The organism is Paraburkholderia phytofirmans, assembly GCF_046028095.1.
Classification (GTDB): Bacteria; Pseudomonadota; Gammaproteobacteria; order Burkholderiales; family Burkholderiaceae; genus Paraburkholderia; species Paraburkholderia phytofirmans_A.
This window is the reverse complement of the sequence record NZ_JAQQDJ010000004.1, coordinates 578,455-592,628: the sequence shown is the minus strand read 5'-3', so window position 1 is coordinate 592,628 and position 14,174 is coordinate 578,455. Positions and strand designations below refer to the sequence as shown.

Annotated in this window: 12 protein-coding genes and 1 pseudogene; 6 read left to right on the top strand and 7 right to left on the bottom strand. The window is 63.6% G+C overall.

The genetic code is table 11. The features are described from left to right. Nucleotides 1-215 precede the first annotated feature (215 nt). Nucleotides 216-656 carry a YciI family protein gene (locus tag PQR54_RS15360; RefSeq protein WP_408247191.1) on the top strand — a complete coding sequence of 147 codons (441 nt, stop codon included), beginning with the start codon at nt 216-218 and terminating at the stop codon, nt 654-656. A gap of 251 nt (nt 657-907) precedes the next feature. Here the strand turns inward: PQR54_RS15360 and PQR54_RS15355 are convergent, their stop codons facing one another. The 7 genes from PQR54_RS15355 to PQR54_RS15325 form a co-directional block, all read right to left on the bottom strand. Next, nucleotides 908-2,026, bottom strand: a complete 1,119-nt coding sequence (locus PQR54_RS15355; RefSeq protein WP_408247189.1) for an ABC transporter substrate-binding protein — start codon at nt 2,024-2,026, stop codon at nt 908-910. Between the two features lie 5 nt (nt 2,027-2,031). Further along, the gene (fhuF, locus tag PQR54_RS15350) at nt 2,032-2,850 is read right to left on the bottom strand and encodes a siderophore-iron reductase FhuF (protein WP_408246977.1); all 819 of its coding nucleotides are present in this window, start codon (nt 2,848-2,850) and stop codon (nt 2,032-2,034) included. Beyond that, the gene (gene fhuB, locus PQR54_RS15345; protein ID WP_408246975.1) at nt 2,850-4,958 is read right to left on the bottom strand and encodes a Fe(3+)-hydroxamate ABC transporter permease FhuB; all 2,109 of its coding nucleotides are present in this window, start codon (nt 4,956-4,958) and stop codon (nt 2,850-2,852) included. Before fhuB ends, fhuF begins: the two co-directional genes overlap by 1 nt. Further along, on the bottom strand, nt 4,955-5,821 hold the full coding sequence (locus PQR54_RS15340; protein WP_408246973.1) for an ABC transporter ATP-binding protein: 867 nt from the start codon (nt 5,819-5,821) through the stop codon (nt 4,955-4,957). Before PQR54_RS15340 ends, fhuB begins: the two co-directional genes overlap by 4 nt. Then, the gene (locus tag PQR54_RS15335) at nt 5,818-6,840 is read right to left on the bottom strand and encodes a TauD/TfdA family dioxygenase (protein WP_408246971.1); all 1,023 of its coding nucleotides are present in this window, start codon (nt 6,838-6,840) and stop codon (nt 5,818-5,820) included. Before PQR54_RS15335 ends, PQR54_RS15340 begins: the two co-directional genes overlap by 4 nt. A gap of 70 nt (nt 6,841-6,910) precedes the next feature. Then, nucleotides 6,911-7,150, bottom strand: a complete 240-nt coding sequence (locus PQR54_RS15330) for an MbtH family protein (RefSeq protein WP_408246969.1) — start codon at nt 7,148-7,150, stop codon at nt 6,911-6,913. Between the two features lie 128 nt (nt 7,151-7,278). Next, complete coding sequence (locus PQR54_RS15325; RefSeq protein WP_408246967.1) at nt 7,279-7,950, bottom strand: RNA polymerase factor sigma-70; 672 nt, start codon at nt 7,948-7,950, stop codon at nt 7,279-7,281. 310 nt (nt 7,951-8,260) lie between these two features. Here PQR54_RS15325 and PQR54_RS15320 point away from each other — a divergent pair. The 5 genes and pseudogenes from PQR54_RS15320 to PQR54_RS15300 form a co-directional block, all read left to right on the top strand. Further along, nucleotides 8,261-8,353 (top strand): annotated as a pseudogene (locus PQR54_RS15320) (glycerol-3-phosphate responsive antiterminator); the annotation flags it as partial. Nucleotides 8,354-8,454: 101 nt separating this feature from the next. After that, nucleotides 8,455-8,763: a putative quinol monooxygenase gene (locus PQR54_RS15315; RefSeq protein ID WP_408246965.1), complete on the top strand. Its 309-nt coding sequence runs from the start codon at nt 8,455-8,457 to the stop codon at nt 8,761-8,763. After that, on the top strand, nt 8,763-9,923 hold the full coding sequence (locus PQR54_RS15310; RefSeq protein ID WP_408247187.1) for an iron-containing alcohol dehydrogenase: 1,161 nt from the start codon (nt 8,763-8,765) through the stop codon (nt 9,921-9,923). The genes PQR54_RS15315 and PQR54_RS15310 overlap by 1 nt, the downstream gene beginning before the upstream one ends. A gap of 280 nt (nt 9,924-10,203) precedes the next feature. Then, nucleotides 10,204-12,138 carry a collagen-like triple helix repeat-containing protein gene (locus tag PQR54_RS15305; RefSeq protein ID WP_408246963.1) on the top strand — a complete coding sequence of 645 codons (1,935 nt, stop codon included), beginning with the start codon at nt 10,204-10,206 and terminating at the stop codon, nt 12,136-12,138. Nucleotides 12,139-12,217: 79 nt separating this feature from the next. Beyond that, nucleotides 12,218-13,486 (top strand): isoprenylcysteine carboxylmethyltransferase family protein, encoded by a 1,269-nt coding sequence (locus PQR54_RS15300; RefSeq protein ID WP_408246961.1) that lies wholly within the window; start codon nt 12,218-12,220, stop codon nt 13,484-13,486. The last annotated feature ends 688 nt before the right edge of the window (nt 13,487-14,174 follow it).

The following is a 14,174-nucleotide window of genomic DNA, read 5'->3' as shown; positions in this document are numbered from 1 at the left end:
CGCTGGCAGTCGCGGGCGCTCTGCGGGCTTGCAGGCGTCGCGTGTAGCGAATAGGGACGCATCGCTCGCCTGCGCGGTTCGCTCGATTAACTTTTTTGGACCGTCGAGCATTGGCCTGTCGATTCCGTGCGCATTCGATCGTCGTAGTGTTGAAGTCACCGAATTCATGTCTTCCGACGAATTAGGTGGCCGACCTTTCTGACAGGAGAAACGAAATGCGCGTAATGGTCATGGTCAAGGCAACCCCCGAATCCGAAACGGGTCAACTGCCCCGCAAGGAAGATTTCGCGGCGATGGGCCGATTCAACGAGGAGCTGGTCAAGGCCGGCATCCTGGTCGACTGCGACGGATTAAAGCCGAGTTCGAAGGGCGTGCGGGTGAAGTTTTCCGGCAAAGAACGAAGCGTCGTCGACGGTCCGTTCGCCGAAGTCAAGGAACTGGTTGCCGGCTTCTGGATCTGGCAAGTGCAGTCCATGGAAGAAGCAATCGAATGGGTGCGCCGCTGCCCGAATCCGATGCCCACCGACTCGGAAATAGAAATTCGCCCCTTCTACGAGGCCGCGGACTTTGGAGAAGCGTTCACGCCCGAACTTCAGGAAAGCGAAGCGCGGCTGCGACAGCAGATCGAATCCAATCAAGGTACAGAGCGCCGCTGATAAAAGCGTTCGCCACGCGGTGCATGCATGATCGTCTGGAGGGCAAGATCGGTCGAGGGCCGTGTAGTCAGTGGGCGCGTGTTGCGTTCGCGCCCACTCGTTCCGGCCAGTTGCGCGGGTACTCCGAAGCCTGGCTCCAGATAATGGATCCCGACTCCGCGGCATACCCATTGAAGCGGTAATGAACGACTGTGTCGGAGGCTAGCTGGATTCCCGAGCTCGCCTTCTGCACGAACCGGCTCCTCGTCGAGTTAGCGCTCTTGCTTCTTGACGCCAGGCGCCGGCAACGACAACAACGTATCTGTCATCGTATCGGCAAGCCGCAGCGCCGACATCGGTCCACCAAAACCCCAGATATTCCGCTCGACAAGCCCGACGCGTCCCGCGCTGCGAGCCGGCACGAAACGCCAGATCGGCGAATCGAGTTTGGTGGCGAGCGGGACATCCTTTTCAGTCGCACTGACGAACAGCACGGTCAGCTTCGGCTTCTTCAATAGATCTTCCGAACTCACGTACGCGGTGCCTTCGCGCGTGGCTTCAGCGGGCCACAAGTTGAGCCCGAGCGCATGCGCGACACCCGCTGCCGTGCTGTTGCCGGTGAACGCCCAGTAGCGGTCCGGCAAGCCCAGCTCCTGCAACCACGCTACCTGTTCGCCGCCACGGCCCGCTTCGGCGAGACGCTGCGCGTCGCGGGCGAAACCTGCGTCGACTTTGGCTTCGACGGCGCGCGCCGCCTCCTCGCGTCCCGTCAGACAGCCGATGGTGCGCAGAATCTTGCGGCCCCAATCGAGTTGCGTGACGCGTGCACCGTCTTCGGTAAAGTTCGGACCGTATTTGAACAGCACGGTCGGCGCGATACGTTCCAACGCCGCGAAAATCGGCGCATGGCGCAAACCGACGCCGAGAATCAGATCGGGCTTGGCCGCCGCAATCGCCTCCAGACTCGGCTCCTGCCGCGTGCCGATATCGAGCACCGACGCAAGACGCGCATTGTCGTAACCGATCCACACCGGGTAATACTCGGGATCGGCCATGCCGACCGGCGTGATGCCGACCGCTGCCAGGTCTTCGGCGAACATGAATTCGAGGACGACGATGCGCTTCGGGTGTGCGGGCAGCGACGGGCTGGATTGCGAGACGATTGGGTTGTCGGCGAGCGGCTTGCAGGTTTGCCGCTGTGCTTGTGCGGTGTTTGGGTGGTTCGCACTGCTTGTGCCCGCAGCGGCAGCAGCGCCGCTGCTACCTTGCGCAAACGCATACGCGTTAGAAAACAGCGCGGCCGCCACCACAGCATTCATGCAAAGCTGCCTGAAACACGTGCTTTTCTTCTCACGGCGCGATCGAGACGCCAAGGCCATCGCCGACGTCATCACTGTCAATGCGAAGCGGCCTGCAATGCGATTTCCGCATCGCTCATCGTCAATAGCAGGGGGCAGCGTCCACACAGTTGCGTCTCTCCAGGAATTTCATAACGTACGCAGCACACGCGCCGTGCGCTGAACGGATTCGGCAGACTCGCGGCGCGAGGTTTTGCGAGGCGCACGGGCAGACGCAGCGGATTGGTCTCGCCATCGGCAGCGATCGGACCGAAGAGCCACGCGATATCGTCCGTCAGGTCGAATTGCGGCGCGCATTGTTCGAACAGATAGTCCAGCAGATTGCCGGCGTTGCTCCACAACACGCGCGGCGCGATTTTTGTCATTGCGCACAGCGTCTCGATCACCGTATCCAGATGATCGACGAGCGGCGCGTAACGGCGTGCCGGATCGCACTCGACCGGCTGCAATGCGTCGGGCGCGAAATACGCTGCGATGGGAAGACCATCGCGCAACACGACATGCGTTTTATCCGGCGACATCGCGAGCGGCCGGCGCAGCAACGCTGCCGCAACGAAACCGGCCGTCGCCGCGAAGCCGAAGTAGTACTTGGTCCACTGCGATAACAACGCGCGTGCATGCATTTCGCGCTCGCCGCCGTAGAGCGTGACCATTGCATCGAGCAACGCGGCGCGATGCCTCGTCAACTCGCTGGCGCGAATCACGCTCAGCGACGCGGTCGCGTCACCGGCGAGTGCGGGTTCGTCGATCGCGTTCGGCGTGCCGAGCCACACGTGCTCAAGATAATGCGCGATCGACTCCGGCGCGAATTGCGCGAAGCACTGCGCGCGGTCAACGTCGCTTCTGATTTGCGGCATCACCGTTTGCCCCGCTTCTCGCGCCGAGCCTCCATAATCAGCAGCGCAAGCAGATAAGGCGCGCCGATCAGCGCGGTCAGCACGCCGGCGGGAATCTCGCGCGGCGCCAGCAGCGTGCGCGCCGCGATATCGGCCACGACCAGCACCAGCGCCCCGCACGCCGCCGCCAGCCACAAGCGCGTGCGATGAGCCCGCGCACCGAGCATCGACGCCAGATGCGGCGCCATCAAACCAATAAAGCCCACCGGTCCCACCGCGGCCACGGCCGCGCACGCGGCAAGCGTCGCCACGGTCAGCACCAGCGGACGCAACACGCCGATCGGCAAACCCAGCGAGGCGGCTTGATCGTCACCCAATGCAAGCAGATCGAGCGGCCGCGCGAGCAGCGCGAACACCGGCAGGGCCAGCACGCACCACGGCAGCAACGTCGTGACTTCGCCCCAACTGCGCCCGTACGTGCCGCCCACCAGCCACACGACGAAACGCGCGGGCTGTACGCTTTGCTGCGTGATGAGCCATTGCGACAGCGTCGTCCACAGCGTGCCGATGACGATGCCCGTCAGCGCGACCGCGAGCGGCGCATAGCGATGCCGGCGATTCAGCAGGAGCGTCAGGGCCAGCGTGATGCCGCCGCCCGCGAGCGAAGCGGCGGCCAGCGTCGAGTGGGTGGCAAGCGGCCACATCACAAGCGCGGCGAGCGTCGCGAGGCCAGCGCCCTGGGTCACGCCCAGCACTTCAGGTCCGGCAAGCGGATTGCGCACGATGCTTTGCATCAGCACCCCGCTTGCAGCGAGCAGCGCGCCCGCTAGCAACGCGCAGATAAGGCGTGGCAAACGCAAGTCGAGCAACATCCGCGCGAGTTCGTCGCGGTGATCGAACGCCGCGAGCCAGCGCTGCACACCGATCGTCGTGGGACCGAACGACGCGCCCGCACACACGAGCACGATGCCGAGCAGCACTAACGCGCTTGCCGTCAGCGGCCACGGCCACGCATCGATCGCGCGCACGAAACGCGTGCCCGCCCGCGCGACGGCGCGCTCCTGACCGGCATGCAAAGCGCCGGACCACGCGGCGCCGCTGCGGATCATCGCGAGCATCAACGGCGTGCCGACGAAAGCAATCGCCACGCCGGTCGAAAGCGTCGCGTCGAGATCGAGCGCCTGTACGGCGCTATCGGTGACGAGCACCAGCGCGCCGCCGACCAGCGCGGACAAGGGCACGAGCGCGGCCAATCGCGACGCTTTCGCGCCACGCATCTGACGCAGCAGGTTCGGCGCGATCAGGCCGACATACGAAAGCGGTCCCGCGACACTCACCGCGACGCTTGCAAAGCCCACCGCGACCACCATCGCCGCGAGGCGCGTGGCATCCACGCGAACGCCGGCTGCCGCCGCGGCGTCGTCGCCCAGGGCGAGCGGATCGAGCGGACGAATCACGAACGGCAAGGCGATCAGCGGCAGCACGAGCCAGGACGCGGCGATCTTCAAACCCGCCGCGCCGGGTTGATAGAGACTGCCGCTCGCCCACAACGACACGCCAACGATGCTCTGCTCGAAGAACGCGAGAATCAGCGTGGTCAGCGCGGAGAACAAGAGCATGCAGACGCTGCCGGCGAGCACGAGCCGCAACGGTGTGGCGCGCCAGCCGCCTGCCGCCGCGGCCACGCACGCGGCTGCACCCAAACCGCACGCGAACAGCAGCGGCACGGACGCCACGCCCGCGAGCGACGGCACCAGCATCGCGGCAAGCAAGCCAAGTTGCGCGCCACCGGTGATACCGAGCAGATCGGGCGAAGCCAAAGGGTTACGCGTCAGCGATTGAAACAAGGTGCCGGCCACCGCGAGGCAACCGCCCGCCACCAAGGCGGCCAGAATGCGCGGCACGCTCAGGTCGAACAGCAGAATGCCGGCAAGTTGCGCGGCGTCGCTGCCCGCGGGCGCGGCGAGCCATGTGCGGAAACCGGGCGCGAGCCGCATCACCGCCACGACGACGATCAACGCAACGAGCGCAGCGCCGATCGTCGTGACGCGGCTTTTGACGGGCGCGCGATAGCTGTCCATCGCCTGCGTGCTGCGGCGCAGGCGTTTGCGTGCGGCAAGCGTCGTCATGCTGCGACGTCCTTGCTCATCGTTTCCTCGCGGAGTGAAGCGGCGGCGGCGTTGTTGTCCATGACGTCGCCTTCATACGTCGGCACGCACATCGGTGCGCCCGTTTGCGGATGCGCGATCTTGAGCATCGGCACGCTGAAGGTTTCGTTCAGATGACGCGGGTCGAGCATTGCATCAGGCGAGCCTTGCGCGACGATGCGGCCGGCGCGCATCAACACGATTTCGTCGCTGTAGGCCGCCGCCTGATTCAGGTCGTGCAGCACCCACACGATCGTGAGGCCGCGCTCGCGATTCAGTCGCCTCAACTCGCGCAGAATATCCAGTTGATGGTGGATGTCGAGATACGTGGTCGGTTCGTCGAGCAGTACGATCGGCGCCTGTTGCGCGAGCGCCATCGCAATCCACGCGCGTTGCCGTTCGCCGCCCGAGAGCGCGGCGACGTCGCGCGCGGCATCGTCGGCGAGACCGCTGATGACGAGCGCTTCGTCGATCGCCGCGTGGTCGGCGCGCGAGAGTCCGCGCAGCCAGCCGCCGTGCGCGTAACGGCCGTAGGCGACCAGCTCACGCACGGTGAGGCCGGACGGAATCTGGTTGAACTGCGCGAGCATGGTGAGCGTGCGCGCCAACACGCGGCGCCGGTGCGAAGCGAGCGGCACACCGTTGACGTCGACGCTGCCGGACAGTGCCGGTTGCAAGCCGGCAAGCGTGCGCAACAGCGTGCTTTTGCCGCAACCGTTCGGTCCGCACAAGGCCGTGACACGGCCGGCCGCGATGTTCAGATTCAGACCGTGGAGCACGACGTGATCGCGGTAGCCAACCGTCAGCGAATGCGCCGCAAGCGCCGCGCCCTGCGATTTCGTCATTGCGCGGCCGCCCGCTTCTCGCCTTCGGCTTCGCTATAGCTTCGCGCCATCGCGACTACGACCTTGCGCGGGCCTTCGAACGGATCGCGTGCATGCGCGGTTAGCATGTTGTCGAGCATGAGCACGTCGCCGGTCAGCCACGGGAACACGATCCGTTGCTGATCGAGCACGCCGCGAATTTCCGCGAGCGCCTCGGCTTCGAGCGGTTCGCCGTCGCCGTAATAGACGTTGCGCGGTACGTTTTCGAGGCCGACGGAATCGATCAGCGCCTCCTGCATGTCTTCGTCGAGCGACGAAAGATGGAACAGATTCGCCTGATTGAACCAGACACGCTCGCCGGTGCGTGGATGGCGCGCCACTGCCTGGCAGCGCTCGCGCGTGCGCAGCAGCAGTTCGCCGTCTTCGCTGTCGCGCCATTCGCATTCGATGCCACGCGCGCGGCAAATCTGCTCGACCGTACGCGGGTCGTCCGAACCGAATGCCTGCTCCCACGGCAGATCGAGCCCTTGCCCGAAGTTGCGCACGTAGAGCAACTCACGCTTCGCAAAGCGCTCGACCAGCGCTGGGTCTAGCGCGCGATAGATCGCGCGGCTATCGGCGATCGGCGTCGCGCCGCCGGTGCGCGCGGCGAGCGCACAGTGGAACCAGATACGCAGCGGCCATTCGCGCGTGTACGACTGCTCGTTATGCAAAGGAATCGAGCGATGCGGCGGATATTCCGTCGACGTATAAACTGCGCCTTCCACCTGGCTGCGCGGCGTCGAAGCGAATTCATAACCGATCAGCGGATGCCCGAACGAGCCCGCGAAACGTTGAAACGCGTCGATCGAGGCCACGCGAAAACCCGTGAACAGCACGCCGCCCGCGCGTTCGAGCGTGTCGTCGACGATCGAACGTAGAAGCGGCGCCGCTTCCTCCAACGAAATCTCCGCGCCGGCGCGCGGCGAGACGACAGTCGGCAGGCCCGGCTCGATCGATAAATCGGCGAGCGTGGGCAGCGGCATCGAAAGCATGGTCATACTCTGAATCCTTTTGCTGAAGCGGCGCGGTTGGGCACGTGGCCAAGGCCGCCGGATTGCACTGCGTGCGTCAGGCCGCCGCGTCCATGTGTCTGCGCAAGCTCGCTGGACGCATGTCGATCCACACGCTCTCGATGTGCGCGAGGCATTCGGCTTTCGGGCCGCGCACGCCCACTTCGTGCCAGCCTGCCGGCACGTCGCGAAACGTCGGCCAGATCGAGTACTGCTCTTCGTCGTTGATGACAACGGTGTAGACGAGGTCGTCCGCCTCGCCGGCTGCCGCGCTGGAGGATTGCTGTGCTTGCGTCATGATGAAAGGCTCAGTCGATGAAAGGTCAGGAAGCGCCCGGACAGCCCGCTGGCATGTCCCGGCACCGCGGCGCCGGCATTCGCTCGCGCACCGCTTCTAATCAGTTGACGTTTGATGCGCGCGCTTTTTTACCGCCGGCGCGCGCGGCCGCTGCAGAACGCGGGGCCGGCCACGCCGCGATTGCAGGCGTCGAGGCAATCGGCGCAATGCTTCTCGGCGTCGCGCACCATGAAATGCACGAGCGTCTGCGAGACGTCGAGCGCGCGCGCCGTGCTCTGCAGCGTTTCCTCGCGCAGGCGCACCATTTCGAAGGCGGCGCGGCTGCGCGGCGGCAGTTGCTCCAGCGCGTTGTAGACGTGCCGCAGCGTGTCGCGCACGAGCAGCGCCGCTTCCGGCGAAGGCTCCGGCGATGGCACGTGCAGGCCGTCGTCTTCGTCGGCGTGATAGGTGTTTTCGAGGCTCTGGCGGCGGAAGGCGTCGATCGACGCGTTGCGCACCATGCGCGTGACGTAAGCGACCGGTTGACGCACTGCGTCCTGATCGGGAAAGTCGACCAGTTTGATGAAGACGTCGTGCACCACGTCTTCCGCGAGACTCGCGCAACCCACGAAGCCGCGCGCCAGATTGACGAGCATCGGCCGGTTGTCGATCAACACGTCGAGCAGCGTGCCCTTCTCCCAATCGACCGCACGCGCATGGTCGCGCGTGCGTCGCGAAACCGGTGGACGGGCGCCTCCGGCGTTGAGAACCGATATCGGCATCGCTGTTGAAGGCTCTCGCCGAACGAGCACCTCAGCCATAGATTCGCTCCGCTTTCTCAAAGGATGGAGCGCCAATCTAACGTAAACGCGAATCATTCTCAATCAAGATTTGGAATAACCTTACAATTCCGATAGCTTTGTCTGATGCATTCCAAATGCATAACGGTCGGTTGCCAGTTTTCGCCTTGGGCTGGGGGTCGTGAAATTATGTTAGGTATCCGCATCATTGCGCGACGAAGTGCGTCGCTTGAGACAGTTGCGAAATTGCGGAAATCCGTGCGCTTTTCCGAAGCAATCGCCTTCGGCTCTCTTGCGCTCCAACGCTTTGCACTACCGGTATATATCGGAAGTCTTCGCGACGGAACGCTCCGCGTGGCCGCGTAGCGTCGACGCACTGGAGCAAGGCGATGCGAATCTGGTACAACTGATGCCCGCGCCCATGAAGGACGGCGCCGTCGCGGTCTCGACCCATGACAGCGAGTCGTGGAACCCGGATCCTGAACGTCGAAACGTTGATCTACTCACCCCGTTGGAGTGTGACTGATGGCCCATGCTTATCTGCAGGTGATCGCGCATTATTTCGCCAAGCCCGGCAATGGCGACGCGATCGTGAAGCCCCTTACGGAACTCGCCGCGGCAACCCGCAAAGAGCCGAAGAACCTTTACTACGAATTCTTTCGCTCGCCGCTGGAGCCGGACCACTTCGTGATTCTCGAGAAGTACAGCGACGCCGGCGGGCTCGCCGAACATCGCGAAACTGAGCATTTCCAGCGACTCGGCTTCGGCACCATCATTCCGCTGCTCGACCGGCGCGAGGTCGAAAGCCATATGGTGTCCGGAGACGCCGCATGATGAACGGGTTCCGGTTTCAAACGGTGCCGACGTTAGTCGTCGAGTTCGGCGCGGCGCGCCGCCTCGGCGCTTTGTTGCGCGCGCAATTTCCGGCGCTGTCGCGTGTGTGCGTCGTCACCGATGGTTTTCTGCACAGGAGCGGGTTGTTGAATCCGGCGCTCGCCGACTTGTCGGCGCATGGCTGGGACGCCACCGTGATCGACGACGTGATCGCCGATCCGCCCGAACATATCGTGCTCGACGCGACGTCGCGGGCCCGGACTGCCGGCGCGGAAATCGTGCTGGGGCTCGGCGGCGGTTCGTCGATGGATGTGGCGAAGCTGATCGCCGTGCTCGCGCCGCAGCAGGAGCAGGCGCTCAGCGAGATGTACGGCGTCAACAAGATCACAGTCGCGCGTTTGCCGCTCGTGCAGATGCCGACCACGGCGGGCACCGGCTCCGAAGTCACGGCCGTGTCGATCGTGACAGTGGGCGAAGCGAAGAAGATGGGCGTGGTCGCGCCGCAACTGATCGCGGATCTGGCGATTCTCGACGCCGAGCTCACGCTTGGCTTGCCCGTTGCGGCGACCGCGGCGACCGGCGTCGATGCGATGGTGCATGCCATCGAGGCGTACACGTCTGCGCATCTGAAGAATCCGGTTTCCGACCTGCTTGCGGTGAAGGCGCTCGCCCTGTTGTCGCGCAACCTGCTGCCCGCATGTGAGAACGGCGGCAACCGCGAGGCGCGTGAGGCGATGCTGCTCGGCGCCACCTTCGCGGGCCAGGCGTTTGCGAATTCGCCGGTTGCCGCAGTTCATGCGCTCGCGTATCCGATCGGCGGTATTTATCACGTGCCGCATGGTCTTTCGAACGCGCTCGTGCTGCCGCATGTGTTGCGATTCAATGCGCAAGCGGCGGCGCCGTTGTACGCGGAACTTGCCGAGGTAGTCGTGCCCGGCGTCACCGGCAGCGACGAGAGCAAGACGCAAGCGCTGATTGAACGGCTCGAGCAGATGATTGCCGCGACGGCGATTCCCGCGCGTCTACGCGACGTCGGTATCGAGCGAGGCGGGTTGAAGCGGATGGCGAGCGATGCGATGCTGCAAACGCGGTTGCTGGTGAATAATCCGCGGCCGGTGACCGAGGGGGATGCGCTGGCGATTTATACAGCCGCGTTTTGATGCGGGTTTGCGGCAGGTGCTTGCCGTTCCGACGCGAAGGCGCTGCTTGATCGACCGCGGCGTGTTTCGCATCGTTACGGCCGGCGCTCGCGTTACGTAGCACGTGGGCGGAACACGGGTTCATCGTTGAGACGGAAATCGCGATTCTGTCGGAATAAATTCTTCTTTTTTCAGATTTTTTCGATATACCTGCGACTTGAACGCGTGATCGAGCCATAACTGGCATTTGGCGTGCAACTTGCAGCAGTGTCCCCGCCAATAGTCGTTCAACGGGGACATCATGAAAAAATTTGCCGGTCGGACAGCCATCGCTGTTGCGACGTCTACATTACTCGCGCTGTACGGATGCGGATCGACGCTTAACACCCCAAGTCCCGGACTCGGCGGTGGCGGTTTGGGCGGCACGTCGGGGTCGGGGACTTCCGGGACTTCCGGGACTTCGGGTACTTCGGGTACTTCGGGTACTTCGGGTACTTCGGGTACTTCGGGTACTTCGGGTACTTCGGGTACTTCGGGTACTTCGGGTACCTCGGGTACTTCGGGTACTTCGGGCACCTCAGGTACTTCGGGCACTTCGGGTACTTCGGGTACTTCGGGTACTTCGGGTACTTCGGGTACTTCGGGTACTTCGGGTACTTCGGGTACTTCGGGCACTTCGGGCACTTCGGGCACCTCAGGTACTTCGGGTACCTCGGGTACCTCGGGTACCTCGGGTACCTCGGGTACCTCGGGTACCTCGGGTACCTCGGGTACTTCGGGTACTTCGGGCACCTCCGGTACTTCGGGCACCTCCGGTACTTCGGGCACCTCCGGTACTTCGGGCACCTCCGGCACTTCGGGTACATCGGGTACTTCGGGCACCTCCGGTACTTCAGGTACTTCAGGTACTTCGGGCACTTCGGGCACTTCGGGCACTTCGGGCACTTCGGGCACTTCGGGCACTTCGGGCACTTCGGGCACCTCTGGTACTTCGGGCACCTCTGGTACCTCGGGCACCTCCGGTACTTCCGGTACTTCGGGCACCTCCTCCACCCCCATCGGCAACATCATCACTCAGGCTGGCAATCTCATCACAGCCGTCGGCACGACAGCCGCCGATACAGGCACCAAGATCACCGGCACCTCGGTTCCTGGCGTCAACGGCGCAACGACCTCGAACCTCGGCAACGCGATCACCGATCTCGGCAACGGCGTGAAGGTGCTGGGCAACGGCACAGCCGCGGGCCTCGGCACCGTCGGCAGCGCGGCCAATCCGCTCGGCCCGACGCTGACTTCGACTTCCGGCGTCGTCGCTAATACCGGTGCCGCCGTAACCGCGCTGGGCGGCGTGGTGAACAGTCTCGGCAGCGGCCCGTTGAAACCGCTTTCCCCGGTGACGTCGACGCTGGGCAGCGTCGTCGGCGGTGTGGGCAGCGGCGTCACGGCAGTGGGCTCGGGATTGAATACCGCGCTCACCAGCGCGCCAGTCCAGCAGATCGAAACACAGCTCAGCTCGGCGATCAACCCGATCACCACCACCGTCTCCAACACGACGCAGACGCTCGGCAACGCGACAGGTCTCGGCGCACCGCTCAACAACCTGCTCGGCACGCTCGGCAATGGACTCAACGCGGCGGGCATCAAAGTGTCGGGCGCCACAGGCGATCAGGTCGGCAAGGACATCGGCGGCGTCGTGAGCCAGTTGGGCAAAACCGTGACGAGCACGGGCGGCCTGTTCACCGGCGCGACCACCAATCCGCTCGCGCCGATCACCGGCTTGCTCGGGCCGCTCGGCGGACTTGGCGGACTCGGCGGCGCAGGTGGCTCGGGCGGCGTCTCCATCCCGCCGTTGACCGGACTGATCGGCAACCTCGGATCGCTGGGCGGCGCAGCGGGCGGCACGGGTGGCGCCGGCGGCGCGGCCGGCCTGCTCGCACCGCTTACCGGCCTGCTCGGCAAGGTCGGTTCGCTGGGCGGGACGTCGGGCACGGGCGGTCCGCTGGCACCCGTTGTCAGCGTGGTTGGCTCATTGACGGTCAGCGTCACGGGCGGTGTCAGCGCCAGCGGTTCGTCGGGCGGCACGGCCGGCAATCCGGTGACGGGCCTCATCAGCGGCTTGACTGGCGGCTCGGCTGGCGCCACAGGCAGCAGCGGCTCAGGCAACAAGAATCCGCTCGCGCCGGTGACGAACCTGGTCGGCGGACTGCTCGGCGGCGTCGCGGCGGCCGGCAAATAAGCGTTACGCAAGTACGGCGGCCGGGCACCAAAAAATCAACAGCCCGGCCGCCTTCAATGTCATGACGACGAGGGATGACATGAACTCCACATTCGATACCGTCGCGCGCGTGCACGACCCGCGGCCGCGCTCGGCGACACCTTTTTCGATCGGCCTGCTCGGGATCGCCGTCGGATTGCTCACGCTATGGTTGCTGCGCGACAGCAGCTCGCTCGATGGCGCGACGCGCAGCACCGTTGCCTGTCTGGCGATCATCGCGACAATTGCGGCTTACGAGCTGTTCGTCGCGCGCGTCTATTTGCGCCCGAGCGCCGGCCTCGCGAGCCGCGCCGTTCGGCCGCTGAGCATCGTGCGCGTCGAATTGCGCCTCGCGGCGCTGGCCTCGGTGTATGCGGGCATCGGCGCGCTTTACTGGCTGCTGCCCGAATATCACGGCGCCTTCTACAACCCGTTCTGGTCACTGCTCGGTACGCTCGCGCCGTATGTGCTCATCGCGGCGCCGTTCTACTTCGCGTGGATGGACCGGCATCAGCTCGAAACCGACGACGCGTACCTGCTATGGGCGCGCTACCTATTCCGCGGCGAGCGTCCCGCGAACTGGCGCCCGGTGCGTGAGATGTTGGCGGGATGGATGGTGAAGGCGTTCTTCCTTCCGCTGATGATCGTCTACCTGTCCACCAATGCGGATCACCTCAACGCGTCGTTGACCACCGCGCTGAACGCGCCGTTTTCGCTCGTGACATTCCGGTTCATGTATGACCTGTCGTTCGCGATGGACTTGATGTTCGGCACCGTGGGTTACATCTGCACGTTGCGCATACTCGACAGTCACGTGCGCAGCGCGGAGCCGACGACGTTGGGTTGGCTCGTTGCACTGATCTGTTATCAGCCGTTCTGGTCGCTCATCTCGAACCAGTACATTCACTACGAAGGCTCGGTGTTCTGGGACAACTGGCTTATTTCGATGCCGGTTGTGCGAGTTGTGTGGGGCGCGGTCATCGTCGCTTTGCTGCTGTGCTATGCGCTTGCGACTATCTCGTTCGGCCTGCGGTTTTCGAATTTGACGAATCGCGGGATCATTACTTCGGGACCTTATCGGTTCACCAAGCATCCCGCTTATATCGCGAAGAATCTGTCTTACTGGATGGTGACGGTGCCGTTTATCGAGCCGCTGGGATGGCGAGCGGCGGTGACGCATTGCGCGGCGCTACTGGCTGTGAATATGCTTTATTTCTTGCGGGCTAAGACAGAAGAAAAGCATTTGATGAATGATCCGGAGTATCGGGAGTACGCGGAGTGGATTGCGCGGAATGGGGTGTTTGCGAGGTTGGTGCGAGTGTTTGATTGAGTAACGAAGTCTTAGAGAAAAGCCTGCGTTCCAATACCCTTTCAGATCAAACAATGTCGACGCCTCACAAGGTCCGCTGACCACAACCGACTCAATCACGAGTTGCTCATGCTAACGCCAATCGAGCAAGCACCGCCATCGGACAAATTGCAAGACAACCGTAAGTGACTCGCCTTTTTTGTGGACGCAGATCACTGACTCGATGCTCGAATTCGCCGGCTTCCGAGAAACAGCAGATCATGCGGCGCAGCAAGTGCATGTCGGATCGAACAAACCGCGTGACGGTTCGACTTGAGTCGGGCTGTCCTTGCGTCATCGAGCATTAGAAACCTTGACCGAAAGATTGCGGCTTTGTAGGATGATGGCCGCCGCAATCGGCTCACACTGCAGGATAGATCCAGTCCACCCGCAACATAAGAATAAGGCCACTACTAAATGAATGGTGAGGTCATCGGGGTTATGACATGACAATGGATGAAGATATCGCACACGTGGCCCGCGTGATGGTGCCGTCGCTGAGCGCGTTTCGCGGTGAGCCCGTTTTGCAGCCAGCTTATTGGCGGAGGCGGCTTCAGCGTATACAGAGCGAATTCCGGTTGACTGAGACGCAAGCTTCGCAGATTCAGCATTTGCTTGGGGATCTGGATAAGTTTGAGGCGGAAAGATATCTCCCGAAATGAAAATTCAG